The organism is Aquipuribacter aurantiacus, from assembly GCF_051216895.1.
Classification (GTDB): Bacteria; Actinomycetota; Actinomycetes; order Actinomycetales; family JBBAYJ01; genus Aquipuribacter.
The window spans coordinates 169132-187469 of sequence record NZ_JBPKAO010000002.1 but is presented as its reverse complement, the minus strand read 5'-3'; the positions used below and the strand labels follow the sequence as shown (position 1 = coordinate 187469).

Annotated in this window: 11 protein-coding genes; 2 read left to right on the top strand and 9 right to left on the bottom strand. The window is 73.1% G+C overall.

Going from position 1 to position 18338, the window contains the following annotated elements; all coding sequences use genetic code 11:
• Position 1: 1 nt before the first annotated feature.
• From ACR80Q_RS03685 to glmS, 3 genes are read right to left on the bottom strand one after another with little or no spacing between them, the layout of a single operon-like run.
• Positions 2–1645: a bifunctional ADP-dependent NAD(P)H-hydrate dehydratase/NAD(P)H-hydrate epimerase gene (locus ACR80Q_RS03685; RefSeq protein ID WP_435376199.1), complete on the bottom strand. Its 1644-nt coding sequence runs from the start codon at positions 1643–1645 to the stop codon at positions 2–4.
• Positions 1642–2016 (bottom strand): holo-ACP synthase, encoded by a 375-nt coding sequence (locus ACR80Q_RS03680; protein ID WP_435376198.1) that lies wholly within the window; start codon positions 2014–2016, stop codon positions 1642–1644. The genes ACR80Q_RS03685 and ACR80Q_RS03680 overlap by 4 nt, the downstream gene beginning before the upstream one ends.
• Before the next feature lie 7 nt (positions 2017–2023).
• Complete coding sequence (gene glmS, locus ACR80Q_RS03675) at positions 2024–3901, bottom strand: glutamine--fructose-6-phosphate transaminase (isomerizing) (protein WP_435376197.1); 1878 nt, start codon at positions 3899–3901, stop codon at positions 2024–2026.
• 147 nt (positions 3902–4048) lie between these two features.
• Here glmS and coaA point away from each other — a divergent pair, with 147 nt between their 5' ends.
• Positions 4049–4996 (top strand): type I pantothenate kinase, encoded by a 948-nt coding sequence (gene coaA, locus ACR80Q_RS03670; protein WP_435376435.1) that lies wholly within the window; start codon positions 4049–4051, stop codon positions 4994–4996.
• A gap of 13 nt (positions 4997–5009) precedes the next feature.
• Here the strand turns inward: coaA and ACR80Q_RS03665 are convergent, their stop codons facing one another.
• The 6 genes from ACR80Q_RS03665 to ACR80Q_RS03640 form a co-directional block, all read right to left on the bottom strand.
• Positions 5010–6086 (bottom strand): GNAT family N-acetyltransferase, encoded by a 1077-nt coding sequence (locus tag ACR80Q_RS03665; RefSeq protein WP_435376196.1) that lies wholly within the window; start codon positions 6084–6086, stop codon positions 5010–5012.
• A 106-nt stretch (positions 6087–6192) separates the two neighbouring features.
• A complete protein-coding gene (gene glmM, locus ACR80Q_RS03660; RefSeq protein WP_435376195.1) occupies positions 6193–7551 on the bottom strand; it encodes a phosphoglucosamine mutase in 1359 nt (452 codons plus the stop codon).
• 34 nt (positions 7552–7585) lie between these two features.
• Entirely contained in the window at positions 7586–8104 is a 519-nt protein-coding gene (gene rpsI, locus ACR80Q_RS03655; RefSeq protein ID WP_435376194.1) for a 30S ribosomal protein S9, read from the bottom strand.
• A 55-nt stretch (positions 8105–8159) separates the two neighbouring features.
• A complete protein-coding gene (gene rplM / locus ACR80Q_RS03650) occupies positions 8160–8606 on the bottom strand; it encodes a 50S ribosomal protein L13 (protein WP_435376193.1) in 447 nt (148 codons plus the stop codon).
• 199 nt (positions 8607–8805) lie between these two features.
• On the bottom strand, positions 8806–15312 hold the full coding sequence (pulA, locus tag ACR80Q_RS03645; RefSeq protein ID WP_435376192.1) for a pullulanase-type alpha-1,6-glucosidase: 6507 nt from the start codon (positions 15310–15312) through the stop codon (positions 8806–8808).
• Between the two features lie 161 nt (positions 15313–15473).
• Positions 15474–17249, bottom strand: a complete 1776-nt coding sequence (locus tag ACR80Q_RS03640; RefSeq protein ID WP_435376191.1) for an ABC-F family ATP-binding cassette domain-containing protein — start codon at positions 17247–17249, stop codon at positions 15474–15476.
• Between the two features lie 69 nt (positions 17250–17318).
• On the opposite strand from ACR80Q_RS03640, the gene ACR80Q_RS03635 reads away from it, so the two are divergent.
• On the top strand, positions 17319–18326 hold the full coding sequence (locus ACR80Q_RS03635) for an aldo/keto reductase (protein ID WP_435376190.1): 1008 nt from the start codon (positions 17319–17321) through the stop codon (positions 18324–18326).
• Positions 18327–18338 lie beyond the last annotated feature (12 nt).

The following is an 18338-nucleotide window of genomic DNA, read 5'->3' as shown; positions in this document are numbered from 1 at the left end:
ATCAGCCATGGTCCCAGGCGTCGGGGTGTGCGCCCGCCAGCACCCCCGCCAGGGCGCCCACCAGCGCCCGGGCCCGCAGCGGGCCGCGGCCGGCGGCGGCGTGCGCGGCCACCGCGTGCAGGTGGGCGCCCAGCACCCCGGCCTGCAGCGGGTCCAGCCCGGCAGCGAGCAGGCCGCCGAGCACGCCCGCCAGGACGTCGCCCGCCCCGGCGGTGGCCAGCGACGGCGGGCCGCCGGGCACCACGACGGTGGTCCCGTCGGGTCGCACCAGGAGGGTGTCCGGCCCCTTGAGCAGCACGGTGGCCCCGGTCCGCGCTGCGACCTGCCTGACCTCGGCCCAGCGGTCGGCGGGGTCGGACGACGCCTCGGCGAGGCCCAGGGCCTGGCGCAGCCGCGCCAGCTCACCCAGGTGGGGGGTGAGCAGCAACCGGTCCGGGGCGCGGAGCGTGCCCGCGGCCAGGGCCCGGGCCAGCACCGACAGCGCGCCCGCGTCGACCACGGCGGGCTCGTCGCAGCGGGTGAGGACGTGGTGCGCCCGGGCGTCGTCCCCGCCGCCCGTGCCGGGGCCCACGACCCAGGCCTGCACCCGGCCGACGTCCTGCAGGGCCTGCACGACGACCTCGGGCACGGACTGCAGGACGAGCCGGCCGACGTCGGGGGCGTCCACGGGCGGGACCAGCCGGACCATGCCCGCACCGGTCTGCACGGCCGCCCCGGCGGTCAGGACGGCCGCCCCGGGGTAGGCCGGGTCCCCCGCCGCGACGCCCAGGACGCCGCGGGAGTACTTGTCCGCCTGGCGCCAGGGCCACGGCCACCGCTCGGTCAGCAGCGCCGAGGCGTGCCCCGGCGCGGCCGGGGCCAGCCGTCGCAGCCGGGGTCGGCTCGGCAGGTGCGGCGCCAGACCCAGGTCGACCACCTGCAGCGCCCCGACGAACGGCTGCGCCCACGGCAGCAGCAGCCCGGGCTTGGCCACGCCGAAGGTGACCGTGACGTCCGCGGCCAGCACCGGCCCGGCGGTGGCCCCCGTGGCGGCGTCCAGGCCGCTGGGCAGGTCGCAGGCCACGACGGAGCCCGGTCGTGACCCGTCCGGGCTCGTGAGCCAGGCCAGGACGGCTCCCGCGGCGCCCCGGGCGGCCCCGCGCGAGCCGATCCCCAGCAGCCCGTCGACGAGCAGGTCGGCCTCGTCGAGCCGGGCCACGACGTCGCCCGGCAGCCCACCCCCGACCCGGTCGGCACCGGACCCCTCGGACCCCTCGGACCCCTCGGACCCCTCGCTCGAGGACGCCGGGAGCTGCCGCAGCACCCCGCCGCGGCGGCGCAGCTCGGCGGCCGCGGCCCCGTGGTGGGTGCCGGCGCACAGCAGCGCCGTCACCCCGACGCCCCGGCGGCGCAGCAGCGCCCCCGCGTACAGCGCGTCCCCGCCGTTGTTGCCCGCCCCCACCAGCAGCACGACCCGGGCGCCGGACACCCGGCCCGACGCCGCCCGCAGCCGGGCGGCGCAGGCCTGCGCCAGCGCGGTCGAGGCCACCGCCATCAGGTCCGCGCCCTGGGCGAGGCGGGCCCGGTCGGCCGCCGCCACGTCGTCCCCGTCGTGACCCGGCAGCAGCGTGGGGTGCGCCGGCAGCGTGTCCGTCGTCCGGGTCACGGGCGTGTCCCGCGGTCGTCCTCCGCCTCGGCGACGCAGGTGGCGGCGGCGATGCCGGCGTCGTGGGACAGGCTCAGGTGCAGCCGGGCGACCCCCAGCGCGACCATCCGGGCGGCCACGGTCCCCGTGGCCCGCACCGACGGGGCGGCGTCCACCTCGCGGGTGACCGTGCAGTCGTGCCAGCGCAGCCCCACGGGAGCACCCAACGACTTGGCGATGGCCTCCTTGGCCGCGAAGCGGGCCGCCAGCGACGCGGGCGGCAGGTCCCGCTCGTCGGGGGTGAACAGGCGGGCCCGCAGCGCGGGGGTCCGCTCCAGCTGGGCCATGAAGCGGGCGATGTCCACCACGTCCGTGCCCACCCCGACGATCACGGGCGGCTCACTCGACCGTGACGCTCTTGGCCAGGTTGCGCGGCTGGTCGACGTCCAGGCCCTTGGCCGTGGCCAGCTCGCACGCGAACACCTGCAGCGGCACCACCGTGACCAGCGGGGCCAGCAGCGGCGGGGTGCGGGGCACGCGGATGACCTCCTCCGCGTAGGGCACCACGTCCTCGTCGCCCTCCTCCGCGATGACGATGGTCCGGGCGCCCCGGGCCCGGATCTCCTGGATGTTGGAGATGACCTTGCTGTGGATCGAGTCCGGGCCCAGCGGGCTGGGGACCACGACGAACACGGGCTGACCGGGCTCGATCAGGGCGATCGGGCCGTGCTTGAGCTCACCCGCGGCGAAGCCCTCGGCGTGGATGTAGGCCAGCTCCTTGAGCTTGAGCGCCCCCTCGAGCGCGACCGGGAACCCGACGTGGCGGCCCAGGAACAGCACCGAGCGGGTGTCGGCCATCCAGCGCGCGATCTGGCGGACGTGGTCGGAGCCGTCCAGCACGGTCTGGATCTTGGCGGGCACCTCGTGCAGCTCGGCCAGGACGTCGCTGATGGCGGCGGCGTCCATCCGCTGCTGGATCTGGGCCAGGTACAGCCCCAGCAGGAACGTGGCCGTGATCTGCGCGACGAAGGCCTTGGTGCTGGCCACGGCCACCTCGGGCCCGGCGTGGGTGTAGAGCACCCCGTCGGACTCGCGCGGGATGGTCGAGCCGTGGGTGTTGCAGATCGCCACGACCGTCGCGCCGAGGCTCTTGGCGTGCCGCACCGCCATCAGGGTGTCCATGGTCTCGCCGGACTGGCTGATGGCCACCACGAGCGTGCGGGCACCGATCACCGGGTCGCGGTAGCGGAACTCGTGGGAGTACTCGACCTCGACCGGCAGCCGGGACCAGTGCTCGATGGCGTACTTGGCGACCATGCCCGCGTAGGACGACGTCCCGCAGGACACGATGACGACCTTCTCGACCGCCGCGAGCGCCGACTCCTCGATGCGCATCTCGTCCAGCACCAGCCGGCCGTCGAGGTCGGAACGCGCCCGCAGGGTGTCGGCGACCGCCGTGGGCTGCTCGTCGATCTCCTTGGCCATGAACGTCGCGTAGCCACCCTTCTCGGCGGCCGCGGCGTCCCAGGTGACGGTGTAGGGGCGCCCCTGCACGGGGTTCCCGGCGAAGTCGGTGATGGTGAACCCGTCCGGACGGACCTCGACGACCTGGTCCTCGCCCAGCTCGACGGCCTCGCGGGTGTGGTCGATGAACGCGGCGACGTCGCTGCCCAGGTAGGTGGCGTCGTCGGAGACCCCGACCACCAGCGGGGACGAGCGGCGGGCGCCGACCACGACGTCGGGCTGGCCGCGCCACACCGCGAGCAGGGTGAACGCGCCCGCCAGCCGCTGGACGACCTCGCGCATGGCCCCGGCGAGGTCCGTCCCGCCCTCGGCCAGGCGCCGACCCAGCAGGTGCGAGACGACCTCGGTGTCGGTCTCCGACAGCAGGGTGACCCCTGCGGCGGTCAGCTCGGCCCGCAGCACGGCGAAGTTCTCGATGATCCCGTTGTGGATGACGGCCACCTGGCCGTCCTCGCTCAGGTGCGGGTGCGCGTTGGCGTCCGTGGGCCCGCCGTGGGTGGCCCACCGGGTGTGGCCGATACCGGTGTGCGCGGAGAAGGCCGGCACCGGGGCGTCGGTCTCGGCCGTGGTGACGGCCTCGACGAGGCGGCCCAGCCGGCCCGAGCGCTTGGTCACGTGGATGCCGTCCTCGGCCAGCAGCGCGACGCCGGCGGAGTCGTACCCCCGGTACTCCAGCCGACGCAGGCCGCCGAGCACCACGTCGAGCGCCTTCGGCGCGCCCTGTCCACCGGTCACTCCGACGATTCCACACATGCCCAGGAGTCTAGGAGCAGACCCGGGGTGGGTCGTGCGACCCCGGGGTCCTCCGCGCGGCAGGATGGGGCCGTGCCCCCCGCCGTCCCGCACGCCTCCGCGTCGCCGCCCCCGCCGGGGACCTCCGACGTCCCGGCGGCGCTCCCGGTGGACCCGGACGCCTCGTCGCCGTTCGTCGAGTTCGACCGGGACGCCTGGAGCCGGTTGCGTCGCAGCACCCCGATGACCCTGAGCGCGGAGGACGTGCTGCGGCTCCAGGGGCTGGGTGACCGGGTCGACCTGCACGAGGTCGAGGAGGTGTACCTGCCCCTGTCGCGCCTGCTGACGCTGTACGTGGAGGCCAACGACGGGCTCCGGGAGGCCACCTCCACGTTCCTGGGCGAGAACCCCCCGGCCCGCACGCCCTACGTGATCGGGGTGGCGGGCTCGGTCGCGGTGGGCAAGTCGACGACGGCGCGCCTGCTGCGGGAGATGCTGGCGCGCTGGCCGGGGACGCCGCGGGTGGAGCTGGTCACCACGGACGGGTTCCTATACCCCAACGCCGAGCTCGAGCGACGGGGGCTGATGGGTCGGAAGGGCTTCCCGGAGTCCTACGACCGCCGGGCCCTGCTCCGCTTCGTGCAGGCGGTCAAGTCGGGTCGGTCCAAGGTGACGGCGCCGGTGTACAGCCACCTCACCTACGACATCGTGCCGGGCGCGCAGGTGACCGTGCGCCGCCCGGACATCCTGGTGCTGGAGGGTCTGAACGTCCTGCAGCCCGCCCGGGTCCGGAACGACGGCCGGCAGGGGGTCGCGGTCAGCGACTTCTTCGACTTCAGCATCTACGTCGACGCCCGGGTGGACGACGTGCGCAGCTGGTACGTCGAGCGGTTCCTGCGGCTGCGCCAGACGGCCTTCGCCCGACCCGAGTCGTACTTCCGTCGTTACGCGGACCTGTCCGACGAGCAGGCGCGCACCACGGCGGTCCGGATCTGGCAGGACATCAACGAGCGCAACCTGCGCGAGAACGTCCTGCCGACCCGGGGCCGCGCCAGCCTCGTGCTCACCAAGGGCCCCGACCACTCGGTCCGGCGGGTACGGCTGCGCAAGGTCTGAGCCGGTCTGGGGCTCAGGTCAGTTTGAGCTGCCAGAGGGCGTACAGCCCGACCGGGACGAACCCCATCGCCCGGTTCACGCGCAGCATCGGCCCGTTCTCCAGCGCGTTCCAGGTCTGCACCCGCTCCACCTGCGGTGCTGCCTCGCCCAGGGCGCGCAGCGCGGCCTGCTTGACGAGCATCCCCAGCCGGCGGCCCCGGTGGTCCGGGTCGACGATGGTGTCGAACTGCGACGCCATGGCCGGGTGGCGCCGGTCCTGGCCCATCTCGCTGAACGCGACCAGCCGTCCCTCCGGCGACACCGCCCCGGCGCCCACCACCAGCAGCCCGCGGCGGGCCCAGTCGGCGTAGGTGTCACGCATCCGGTCGGCGTCCCACACCCCCGGCCGCCAGTCCATGTCGCCCAGCGGCGGGTCCGTGTCCATCCGCGCGGCCAGGGCCGCGCGGTCCGCCAGCAGGTCGTCGGGGCAGGCCCCGGTCCAGGTGCGGGTGGTGCAGCCGTCGGCGTGGGCAGCCACCTCGGCGTCCTGCCGGGCCAGCACCTGCGCCGGGACCGGCAGCCGGACCTGGCTGCGCAGCTCGGTCTGGACGAGGTCGGCCCCGCTGGCCCGGGCGAACGAGACGCCCAGGACCGCCCCGGGGGTGGGCCGGCGCGTGAGGGACTCGTCGGCCACCGCGAGCTCGTGCAGCGCCCAGGCGGCGTCCGGGTCGGGTCGGTACCCCGTGCCGCTCAGCAGGGTGTCCCGGCCCTCGCTGCGCGCGTGGTCGGACACCACCTGCAGCAGGGCCCGGCCGTGGCCGCGGCCCCGGTGCCCGGCGGCGACGCCGATCTCGAGCTCGACGACGTGGGTGTTGTCGCGGTCCGGCATGAACGCCTTCGCGAAGGCGACCACGGTGCCGTCCGCCACCACCACCCAGCCCGCGTTGTGCCCGTTGGCGCTGAGCCAGGACGCCTTCTCGTAGTCGACGTCGTAGGGCTCGTAGGCGTCGTCACCGACCGTCTCGCGGTCCACGTCCTCCATCAGCCGCACCAGGCCGGGGAAGTGCGGCGAGGCCGGGTCGACGGGCAGGAGCTGCGCGGTCGTGGTCACGGGGACACGCTGCGCCCCGCACGCGCAGGGGGCAACACGTTTTCCGGGTCCCGACGGCCGCGCCGGGGCACGGGGTGCCGCGCGGGGGCACGGGGCGCCGCGGCGCTCAGGCGAGCGAGAGCTCGCGCGCCACGACGGCCGCGATGGCGTCCGCGTGCCGCTGGGCGCTGGGCAGGTCGGGCGCCTCGACCATCACCCGCACCAGCGGCTCGGTGCCCGAGGCCCGCAGCAGGACGCGGCCGCTGCGGCCGAGCTCGGCCTCGACCTCGGCGACCACGGCGCTGACGCTCAGGTCCGAGCCGACCCGCGACTTGTCCACACCGGGGACGTTCACGAGGACCTGGGGCAACCGGGTGAGGACCCCGGCCAGGTCGCGCAGCGACCGACCGGTGGTGGCGACCCGGTGCAGCAGGTGCATGGCGGTCAGCAGCCCGTCGCCTGTGGTGTTCCACTCCTGCAGGACCACGTGCCCGGACTGCTCGCCCCCGAGCACCCAGCCGCCCTCGCGCATGGCCTCCAGCACGTAGCGGTCACCCACGCCGGTCGTGACCAGCCGGATGCCCTCGGCCTCCAGGGCGAGGCGCAGCCCCAGGTTGCTCATGACGGTCGCCACGACGGTGTCCTCGTGGAGACGGCCCGCCTCGCGCATCGCCAGCGCCAGCACCACGAGGATCTGGTCGCCGTCGACGACGGCCCCGGTGTGGTCGACGGCCAGGCACCGGTCGGCGTCGCCGTCGAAGGCGACGCCCAGGTGGGCGCCGTGGGCCAGCACGGCCTCCTGCAGCGGGCCGAGGTGGGTGGAGCCGCAGCCGTCGTTGATGTTGAGCCCGTCGGGCTCGGCCCCGATGACGTGCACCTGGGCGCCCGCGGAGCGCAGGGCGGTCGGCGCGGCCACCGAGGCGGCACCGTGGGCGCAGTCCACCACGACCCGCAGCCCGGCCAGCGGTGCGCCCTCGGGCAGCGAGCCCACGCAGTGCGCGGCGTAGGCCTGCACGGCGGTGTCGTCCCGCAGGACCCGACCGACCGCGGCCCCGACCGGGCGCTGCCAGGGCTTGCCCGCCAGCTCCGCGATCGCGTCCTCGACGTCGTCGGCGAGCTTGTGCCCGAACCGGTCGAAGAACTTGATCCCGTTGTCCGGCATCGGGTTGTGCGAGGCGGAGATCATGACGCCGAGGTCGACGTCGTCGCGGGTGGCCACCAGGTGCGCCAGGCCCGGGGTGGGCAGGACCCCTGCGTCCACCACGTCCGCCCCGGAGCTGGCCAGCCCGGCCGTGACCGCGGCCGCGAGGAACTCCCCCGACGCACGGGGGTCGCGGGCCACCATGGCGCGCGGCCGGGCCCCGGTGTCGGGGCGGCCCTCCACGAGGACGTGGGCCGCCGCCACCGACAGGTCGAGCGCGAGCTCGGCGGTCACGTCGACGTTGGCACGACCACGGACGCCGTCCGTGCCGAAGATCCTCGTCATCCGCGAGCCGCCGAGCCGCGCTCGTCGCGCCTGGTCAGCGCTTGCTGTACTGGGGGGCCTTGCGAGCCTTCTTGAGGCCCGCCTTCTTGCGCTCGACCGCACGGGGGTCACGCGTCAGGAAGCCGGCCTTCTTCAGCGTGGCCCGGTTGGCCTCGACGTCGATGCCGTTGAGGGACCGCGCGATGGCCAGCCGCAGGGCGCCGGCCTGGCCGGAGGGGCCGCCGCCGCCGATGCGCGCGATGACGTCGAAGCGACCCTCGGTCTCGGTCACCGAGAAGGGGTCGTTGACCTCCTGCTGGTGGACCTTGTTCGGGAAGTAGTCCTCGAGCGAACGGCCGTTCACGACCCACTGGCCGGAGCCGGGGACGATGCGGACGCGGGCGATGGCCTTCTTGCGACGACCGACGGCCGCGCCGGGGGCGGTGATGCTCTGCCCGCCGCTCTTGACCTCCACGACCGACTCGGTCGTGTAGGTGCCGGAGAACTCCTCGGGAGCCTCGTCGGTGGCGGTGTCGCTGTCGGTCTCGGGTGCGTCGGTGGTGACGTCGACCACGGGTAGTCCTACTTCCTCAGGCTGTGCTCAGGGTGAGCGTGAAGGGTGGGTCGCGTCACTGCTGCGCGATCTGGGTGATCTCGAACGGCTGCGGCTTCTGGGCCACGTGGGGGTGCTCGGGGCCGGCGTACACCTTGAGCTTGCCCAGCATCTGACGGCCGAGGCTCGTCTTGGGCAGCATGCCCGCGATGGCCTTCTCGACCGCGCGGGTGGGGCGCGTGGCCAGCATCTCGGTGTAGCCCATGGCCTTGAGGCCACCCGGGTACCCGCTGTGGCGGTAGGCCAGCTTCTGCTGGAGCTTGTTGCCCGTCAGGGCGACCTTCTCCGCGTTGATGATGATGACGAAGTCACCGGTGTCGACGTGGGGCGCGTAGACCGCCTTGTGCTTGCCGCGCAGCAGCTGCGCGACCTGGCTGGCCAGCCGGCCGAGCACGACGTCCGATGCGTCGATGACGTGCCAGCGACGCTCGACGTCGTCGTGTCGGGGGGAGTACGTGCGCACAGTGCTACCTCGTCCAGCCGGTCTCGTCCGATTGATTCGCTCGCACCGGACGCGGGCCCGGAGGCCCGCCTCGGCGGTGGAGCGGGCGAGCACGCGGTGCGTGCACGCAACAGCGCCCAAAGATACGGGCCGCGGGCACCCGGGGTCAAAACGCCTCCGGGCTCCCGCGGCCGTACCCACGGGTGTGGTGCTCAGCGTGTCACGTCCGCCCCCCGCCCGGAGCACCGATGGTCCTGATCGGGGCCGTGCCCGTCAGCGGCGTGCCGTCCACCGTGGTGCCGCTGAGCAGCAGCTCCGTGGTGCCGGCGACCACGCCGGTCGCCTGGACGCGGGCCCGGCACAGCAGGTCGGCCACGCCGTCGCCGTTCCGGTCCTGCGTGGCGGTGCAGGACTCGACGGAGTCCTCCGTGCCGCTCACCCCGAACCGCAGGGACGACACGTCGACGTCCGCGACGGGGTCGAAGCCGTCCTGCGACAGGACCACGACCGGCATGACGCCGCGGCTGCGGGGGTTGACCGGTGCCGGCCGGTCGCCGTCGCGCACCTGCACGTCGATCGTCAGCGGCGTGGGCTCGACGAACACCGCGGTCGTGCGGGCGGGGACGGTGAACGTGCCGGTGGCCGCGTCGAACACCGCGTCCTTGACCACCGGGTCGGCTCCCCCGGCCTGCACCGGGCTGAGCACCAGGCCCGCCTCCACGAGCTGCTCGGCGGTGAAGGTCTGCTCCGCGTCGGTGGCGTTGAACAGGGTCACGACCCGCTCGTGGCGGGGGTCGAGGTCCTCGCCCACCGTGTCGTCCAGGTGCATGACGATCAGGCCGGGCACCTCGCTGCCGTCCAGGTAGGACTGCTTGGCCTGGATCTGCTCGGCCGTGGTCAGCGCGAACAGCGGCGAGGAGTTCGCGACCCGCAACAGGTCACGGAACCGGGCGACCGAGGCCTCGATGTCGTCCTGGCCCGGCTTCAGGGCCGGGTCGGACAGCAGCGGGGTCATGAACGGCCACTTGGCCTCGTTGTCCGGTGCCGGCGGGAGGCCGACCCCGAAGTTGTTCGAGGAGTAGGTGAAGTCGAGCACGTTGAAGTGGTCGCCGGAGTTGTAGCTGTTCCGGTCGAGCGACTTCGAGCGGAGCATGTCGCTGCCTGCGTGGAAGAACGCCACGCCCTGGCCCAGCGCCACCGTCGACAGGCCGAGCTGCTGCATCCGGACGCGGTCGGCCATCGGCGTGCCCTGCGGCAGCTTGAAGGCGTTCGAGTCGAACAGCGTCTCGTTGTCGTGCTTGGAGACGTAGATGACGTTCTCCTGCGGGTCGGCGGTGTAGCCCGCGGGACTGCCGTTGTAGTCCACCTCCGCCCCCGTCACCGTGTTCCCGTTGCGGTCCACGAACGTGTAGTCGCGCAGGTTGCCGGCCAGACCGACCTTGATCTGGTCCATGTTCAGCAGCAGCCGAGCCCGCTGGGCGGCCTCGTCACCGTTGACACCGGAGCCGTTCGGGTCGGTGAACAGCCCCGAGCCGAAGCCCTGGACGCCCGGGTTCTCGTCGAACGGTCCACCGCCCCGGACGGCGTCGCGCAGCCGGTCGCTGAACGTGCCGATCCCGGTGCCGGCCATGTTGGCCTGGGTCGCCTGCTCGAAGCGGGAGTCGTTGACGACCTCGCCGAAGTTCCAGCCCTCGCCGTAGACGTAGATGTTCTCGCCGTCCACGCCGTCGGCCTCGAGGGTGAGCGAGTCCAGCGCCTCCCGCACGGCGAGCATGTTCGCCTTGGAGTGGTGGCCCATCAGGTCGAAGCGGAACCCGTCGACCTTGTACTCCGTGGCCCACAGCACGATGGAGTCGAGCATGAGCTTCTCCATCATCGCGTGCTCGGTCGCCGTGTTCGGGCAGCAGGTGCTCGTCGCGACCGTCCCGTCCTCCAGCTGCCGGTGGTAGTAGCCCGGGACGACCCGGTCGAGCACCGACTTGTCGTCCTGGCCGGCCGCGAAGGTGTGGTTGTAGACCACGTCCACCACGACGCCCAGGTCGTTGTCGTTGAGCGACTGCACCATCTCGCGGAACTCGACGATGCGGGTCGTGCCCTGCGGGTCCGTGGCGTACGAGCCCTCGGGGGTGCTGTAGTGGAACGGGTCGTAGCCCCAGTTGAAGCCGTCCTCGTCGGCGACCGCCATGACGGCCTCCTGCTGCTCCGGCGATGCCGGCCCGGCGTCGGGGACGTCGGGCTCGACCCGGGTGTCGCGGTCCTCCTCGATGCTCGCGAGGTCGTACGTCGGCAGCAGGTGCACCGTCGTGAGGCCGGCCTCCTGCAGCTCGCGCAGGTGGGTCATGCCGTCGGAGCCGTTCTGCGTGAACGCCTTGAACGTGCCGCGCATCTGCTCCGGGACCGTCTGGTCACCGATGGAGAAGTCCCTCACGTGCAGCTCGTAGATCTCGAGCTCCTCCGGGGTGGCCGGGGCCTGGGTGGCGACGTCGGACCAGCCCGCGGGGGCCAGGTCGGCGTCGGCCAGCGACACGACCTGGCTCTTGGCGGAGTTGGTCGCCAGGCTCACCGAGTACGGGTCGGTGACGACGTTGCGCTCGACCTCACCGGTCGAGGCGACGTACACCTCGACCTCGAACAGGTAGTACTGCCGGTCCCAGCCGGGCTCACCGGTGACCGACCAGACGCCGGTGCCCTCGTCCAGCGCCATGGCGGTGGTCTCACCCGGAGCCGGGGCCTCGGGGTCGGTGAAGCGGTGCAGCGTGACCGAGCGCGCGGTCGGGGCCCACAGGCTGATCGTCGGGACCTCGCCGTCGAAGGTGACGCCGAGGTCGGCCTCACGGGCGCCGTCGGCGTACAGGTCGTCCAGCACGTTCGGGATCTGCACCCCGGTGGCCACGACGACGCTGCCGCCGCGGACCGCGGACACCGCGAGGGCGCCCTTCAGCGCCTCGGGCACGTCGACGCCGTCGGGCACACCCAGCGCGGCGTAGCCGGCCAGGTGCGGGAACCGCTCGGCCAGGTCGGCCGGCAGCTCCGCGGACAGCCACTCCAGCTCGACGGAGTCACCGCCCTCGACGCCGCCGGGCCCGACCTGCAGCCCACCGTCGGGCGAGGTGTGCAGCGCGTAGGTGGCCGCCGCGTCGTCGACGTCCAGGGCGATGACGTCACGGGTCAGCCACTGGGCGCGCTCCTCACCCAGGTCGCCGACCCCACCGCCGGCACCCGCCTGCACGGGCAGCAGGTAGCCCTCCTGCCCGGACAGGATCCAGACCTCGTGGCCGATGCCCACCAGGTCCAGGCTCTGGTCCTCGGGCAGGTCCTTGGCGTCGCCGCGGTGGAGGATGTAGCTGAGCGACGTCGCGCCCTCGGCGAGCGGCACCTCGAAGACGACGCCGAACCGGTCGGTCCGCACGGGCTTCAGCGGCTGCGGCCACTGCGTCCCCTGCGCGGCCCCGGTCCAGACGTGCAGACCCCAGAAGTCGTTGAAGTCGTTGCTGTCGTAGTCCCCGTAGTCGCCGTCGGGACGGTTGTAGTGGATGACGGCCAGGTCCAGGGCGGCCGCCCGCTGGGCGTAGGTGGCCTCGTCGCCCTGCACGACCCAGGCGCTCGGCTGCTCGACCGGCACGAAGGACTGGTCGGCGACCTGTGCCTTCTCGTCGCCCTTCTTGATGATGAAGTTGACCGCCTCGGCCACGTCGGACACGGGCACCTGCCAGTAGGCGCCGAACTCGTCGACCCCGTCCGGCATGCGGGGCGAGGCCCACTCGGTGGGCACGCCCTCGGGCAGGCCGTCGCCCCACAGGTGCAGGCCCCAGCCGTCGTAGGCGCCGTCGGCCCGCTGGTAGTGCACGGTCGCGAAGCCCTGGGCCGCGGCCTGGCTGGTGAACACCTCGCCGCTGTCGGGCGACAGCCACACCTCGGGCGTGACGGACGGGTCGACGAAGCGGTCGGCGGTCGTGCCGATCTTGTTGCCCGCGGAGTCCACGACGATGAGGCCGACGTCCTGGTTCTCGCCGTCGCTGGTGTCCAGGTCGATGTGGCGGAAGACGCCGTAGTCGTCCTCGCCGTTCCACTCCAGGCCGTTCGGGTAGGTACGCCCGTCCATCAGCCCGGGCTCGATGTCGCCGAAGGCCCAGATGCTCAGGTCGTCGACGTCCTCGGTCTCCGGGAAGTGGACGACGAGGTTCTCCTGCAGACCGCTGACCGGCTGCTCGGGCTCCTCGGCCACGACGGCCGAGGTCTGGGCGCCGGCGGTGTTCCCGTTCAGGTCGTCGACGACCGCGGCGACCTCGACCACGGCACCCGCGTCGAGCTGCTCGGTGTCGACGGTGATGCGGTAGGGCGCGTTGTCGTCGGTGCCGGCGTAGGTCCACTCGCCGCCGTCGACCCGGCTGTGGAACGTGACCTCGGCGTAGAGGTCGCGGTCCAGGGCGGCCTGGAAGACGAAGGCCTCACGGGTCTGCCCGTCGAGGTCGAGGTCGATGACGCCGCTCTGGGCCACCGTGATGCCGGGGGCGGCCTCGCTCACCGGCAGCGTGGTGCCGGCCCGGTAGACGACGGCCTCGAACGCGGGGACCTCGACGGTCACCGAGCCGTCGGCGTCCGCGGTCACGGCCTCGGCGTCGCCGGTGGCCGACCACAGCGGGGTGAAGGTGGCCCCGGGGGTGCCGACGTCGAACGTGGCCGAGCTGGTCGCCTCGGCGTTGTTGGTGACGACCAGGTGCTCGACGCGCTCCTCGCGGTCCACCCGGCTGAAGGCCAGGACACCGGGCCCGTCCGCGGCGTACCGGGGCAGCTGGGCGCCGGAGCGCAGGGCCGCGTGCTCGCCCGTCACCTCGCCCAGCTCGGCCAGCGTGACGTACAGCGGGTGCGTGGGGTCGAAGTTGTCGTCGGCCGCGGTGGCGTCGGTACCGATCTGGTCGTCGTCCAGGTAGATCGGCGTGACGCTGGGGAACATGTCCTGACGGGCGGCCTTGTCGCCGCCGCTGCCGGTGAAGCCCTGCTCGTCGCCGGAGTAGACGACCGGCATGCCGCGCGAGAAGTACATCAGCGCGTGCGCGAGGGTGTCGCGGGCGAGCATCTCCTGGTCGTCCGCGCCGGGGTTGCCCGCGGCGATGAAGTGGCCGATGCGCCCCATGTCGTGGTTGCCCAGGAAGGTCGGCAGGCTGTACGCGTTGGCCTCGGCGTCGATGTAGTAGTCGTCGGCCGCGAAGAAGTCGCTCATGGTCCGGGCGCTGGCGTTGCGGGCGGTGAAGTTCGTCGCCGCGTTCTGGAACCCGAAGTCGAGGACGGCCTGCATCTCGCCCTTGGTGGTGAACAGGGACAGCAGCTCCGTGTTGGCGCTGAAGACCTCGCCGAACATGAAGAAGTCCTCGTTACCGATCGAGTCGGCGTAGTCCTCGATGGCCGGGGTCCACTCCTGCCAGAACTCGATGTTGACGTGCTTGACGGTGTCGATCCGGAAGCCGTCGACGCCCAGGTCCACCCAGGGCTTGAAGATCTCGATCATGCCGTCGACCACGTCCGGGTGCTCCGTGAACAGGTCGTCCAGGCCGAAGAAGTCGCCGTACACGGAGTTCTCGCCGGCGAAGGAGCTGTCGCCCCGGTTGTGGTAGTACCGCACGTCGTTCAGCCAGGCGGGAGACTTGACCGGGGCCCCCTCGGGGACGACCGGCGTGTACGGGAAGCTCACCGCGGGGTCGAGCTCCGGGAAGTCGTCGCTGCCGGCGAAGTCGCGGTCGTCGAAGACGTTCCCGTCGGCGTCCCGGTACGGCTCGGCGGTCTTCGAGATGTAGTCGTACACGCCCTCCTGGTACTTGATGACGTCGGCCGTGTGGTTGGTGATGATGTCGAAGAACACCTTGATGTCGCGCGAGTGAGCCTCGTCGATGAGCTCCTCGAGCTCCTCGTTGGTGCCGAAGTGCGGGTCGATCTGGGTGTAGTCGACGGTCCAGTAGCCGTGGTACCCCGCCGACGTCTCACCGGCGCCGTCCCCCTGCACGGGCTGGTTCTTGAACACGGGGGCCATCCAGATGGCCGTCACCCCCATGTCCTCGAGGTAGTCGACCTTGTCGAGCAGCCCGGCCAGGTCCCCGCCGTGGAAGAAGCCCTCGTCCGTCGGGTCGTAGCCGTGCTCGAGCCGGTCGTCGCCGCCCACGTCCCCGGTGTTGTTGGTCGGGTCGCCGTCGGAGAACCGGTCGGGCAGGACGAAGTAGAAGACCTCGTCGGTCAGGTCGTCGCGGGCGCTGGGGCGGGTCATGTCCAGAAGGACGGGGTCGACCTCGCCCGAGGCGCCGGCGTCGTGGCTGACGACGTGGGTGTCCTCGTCGTAGGAGAACTCCACGTCGGTCGGGCCCGACGTCGAGAACGCGAGGTTGTCGCCGTTGGCGACCCCACCCGCGCCGTAGTTCTCGTCCCAGGTGCCGTTCATGGCGACCTTGTACTGCCACTGACCGGCCGGCAGCTCGAAGGAACCCGTCCAGGTGCCGTCGCCGTCGGGGTCGCTCAGCCGGGTGGCGGCGCAGTCGGGCTGCCAGTCCCCCGGGCAGCCGAGGGCGCCCTGCAGGTCACCCACCACGGTGACGGAGGTGGGGGCGGCGGTGTGGTCGGCCGAGGCGGGAGCGGCCGCCACCAGCGGGACGAGCAGCGCGGCGGCGGCCGCCACGGCCACGGTCCTCAGCGGGCGCGCGTCGCGCGTCCGGGCGCTACGGCGGGGGGCGTGGGGGGTCATGTCTCTCCTCGGCGTTGAGGTCATGCGTCCGGACAGGGCAAACCGGTCGCACCCAGGACGGTAGCCACGCAATTTCGTGATCACAAGTCCACGCTGTTACGAAAGACGGACGCAATTCTTGCGTTGAGCCCTGCGTCGGTCGGTCACGGTCCAGGGGCGGCTCAGCGCGCGCGTCCCACCCGGCCGGAGTCCCACACCGGCTCCGGCACCTCCCGCAGGTACCCGTCCTCCCCCACCACCACGAACCGGTCGAAGCCCCGGGCGAACCAACGGTCGTGGGTCACCGCCAGCACCGTCCCCTCGAAGCCGGCGAGACCGTGCTCGAGGGCCTCGGCGGAGTCCAGGTCCAGGTTGTCGGTCGGCTCGTCGAGCAGCAGCAGCGTGCACCCCGACAGCTCCAGCAGCAGGATCTGGAAGCGAGCCTGCTGCCCTCCCGACAGCACGTCGTAGCGCTGCTCGGCCGCCTGGGCCAGCCCGTAGCGGTCCAGGACGCGGCTCGCCGGCTCGCGAGGCAGCCCGTCGCGGTGGCTGTCGCCGCGGTGCAGCACCTCCAGCAGGGTCCGCCCCAGCAGGTGCGGGGCGTCGTTGGTCTGCGCGAACCACCCCGGTCGCACCCGGGCGCCGAGCCGCACCGCGCCGTCGTGGCGCACGGGTGGCTGGGGCGACCCGACCGGTCGGTGCTCGACGTCGGGGTCGCTACCACCCGCGGCGAGCAGCCGCAGCAGGTGCGACTTGCCCGAGCCGTTGGACCCCAGCACGGCCACCCGGTCGCCGAACCAGACCTCGAGGTCGAACGGCTGCACCAGCGGGCTGCCGTCGGCCGCACGGAGCAGCAGCTGCTCGGCCACCACGGCCCGCTTGCCCGTGCGGGCCCCGCGCAGCCGCATCGTCACCTGCTGCTGCTGGGGCAGGGCCTGGGGCGGACCCGCCTCCTCGAACTTGCGCAGCCGGGTCTGGGCAGCCTGGTACTGGCTGGCCAGACCGTCGTTGAACGCGGCCTTGACCTTGTACCGCAGGACCAGGGCGACGAGCTTCTCGCGCTCCTCCTCCCACCGGCGGCCCAGCTCCTCCAGCCGGGCGTTGCGGTCCTCGCGGGCCGCGTGCCAGGTACCGAAGCCGCCGCCGTGGACCCAGGCGGTCGCCCCGGCCGCCCCCGGCTCCAGCGTGACCACGCGGTCGGCGCCCCGGGCCAGCAGCTCACGGTCGTGCGAGACGAGCAGCACGGCCTTGGCCGTGGCGCGCAGCTGCTCCTCCAGCCAGGTCTTGCCGGGCACGTCCAGGTAGTTGTCCGGCTCGTCGAGCACCAGCACCTCGTCGGGCCCGCGCAGCAGCGCCTCGAGCACGAGCCGCTTCTGCTCCCCGCCCGACAGGGTCGCGACGTCGCGGGAGCGGGCCCGCTCCCACTCCACCCCGAGCGCGGCCAGGCAGCAGCGGTCCCAGGTGTTCTCCAGCTCGTAGCCACCGGCGTCGCCGTAGTCCGCGAGGGCCTGGGCGTAGCGCAGCTGCGCGGGCTCGCTGTCGTCGTCCATCAGGGCGAGCTCGGTGTCGTCGACGGCGTGACCGGCCGCGCGTACCCGCGGGGGTGCGACCGAGCGCAGCAGCCGCTCGACGGTGACCACGCCGTCGGCGTCCGGCACCACGACCCCGTCCGCCCCCGCGGCCCCGCCGTCGCCCGGTCCACCTGCCGTGGCACCACCCCCGCGGCCGACCCTGCCGACGAACTGCGCCATCACGCCCAGCCCGCCGGAGTGCACGACCGACCCCGTGTCGGGGACCAGCTGCCCGGTCACCATCCGCAGCAGGGTCGTCTTGCCGACGCCGTTCGGCCCGACCAGCGCGGTCGTGACGCCCTCGGGGACCCGGAAGGACACCTCCGACAGCAGCGGCCGCCCGTCCGGCAGCCCGTACCCCACCTGCACCACGTCGACATGACCCACGGGGCGCGAGCATGACCGCTCCCGGCGCCCGCTGGCAACGCGGTGGCTCCCGCCGATAGCGTCGCGGGCATGCGATACCGATTCCTCGGCCGAAGCGGCCTCAAGGTCAGCGAGCTCTGCCTGGGTGCCATGACCTTCGGTCGGGAGACCGACCCGGCCACCAGCCACGCCATGCTCGACACGTTCGTCGGGGCCGGCGGGACGTTCGTGGACACCGCGGACGTGTACGGCCAGGGCCGCAGCGAGGAGATCCTCGGTGACTGGCTGGTCACGGGGCCGCGCGAGCGGGTGGTGGTGGCGACCAAGGTCCGCTTCCCGATGGGTGACGGGCCCAACGACCAGGGGTTGTCGCGCGGGCACATCCGCCGGTCGGTGGAGAACAGCCTGCGCCGGCTCAAGACCGACCACGTCGACCTGTACCAGGTGCACGCCTGGGACGGTGCGACCGCGCTGGAGGAGACCCTGTCCACGCTGGACGCCCTGGTCCAGGAGGGCAAGGTCCGCTACGTGGGCGCCAGCAACTACTCCGGCTGGCAGCTGCAGAAGGCGGTCGACACCGCGGCGGCGCACGGCTGGGAGGGTTTCGTGAGCCTCCAGGCCCTGTACAACCTGCTGGACCGCGAGCTGGAGTGGGAGCTGGTCCCGGTCAGCCGCAACGAGGGGCTCGGCATCCTGCCGTGGAGCCCCCTGCGCGGCGGCTGGCTGACCGGGCGCTACCGCCGGGACATGGCCGGCCCGCCGGCGGACACCCGGCTCGACGAGGCCGGCAAGCAGGGCTGGGGCGAGTCCTGGGACGCCTACGCCAACGACCGGACGTGGCACCTGCTCGACGTGATGGACCAGGTGGCGGAGGAGACCGGTCGCACCGTGGCCCAGGTCGCGCTCGCCTGGCTGCTCGGTCGGCCGGGGGTCGTCGCCCCCATCCTGGGCGCGCGCACCATCGCCCACCTGGAGGCCAACCTGGGCGCCGTGGGCTGGGAGCTGACGCCCGAGCAGGCGCAGGCCCTCGACACCGCGAGCGACCGCCCCCTCCCCTACCCCTACGCGACGGTGACCGCGGACCCCGAGCGGGTCTGAGCCGTCGTCCGG

What these genes read in the sequence shown, in the direction of transcription:
- glmS (WP_435376197.1), bottom strand. Translation starts at nt 3,901, where the DNA reads ATGTGTGGAATCGTCGGAGTGACCGGTGGACAGGGCGCGCCGAAGGCG.
- ACR80Q_RS03635 (WP_435376190.1), top strand. Translation starts at nt 17,319, where the DNA reads ATGCGATACCGATTCCTCGGCCGAAGCGGCCTCAAGGTCAGCGAGCTC.
- pulA (WP_435376192.1), bottom strand. Translation starts at nt 15,312, where the DNA reads ATGACCCCCCACGCCCCCCGCCGTAGCGCCCGGACGCGCGACGCGCGC.
- glmM (WP_435376195.1), bottom strand. Translation starts at nt 7,551, where the DNA reads ATGACGAGGATCTTCGGCACGGACGGCGTCCGTGGTCGTGCCAACGTC.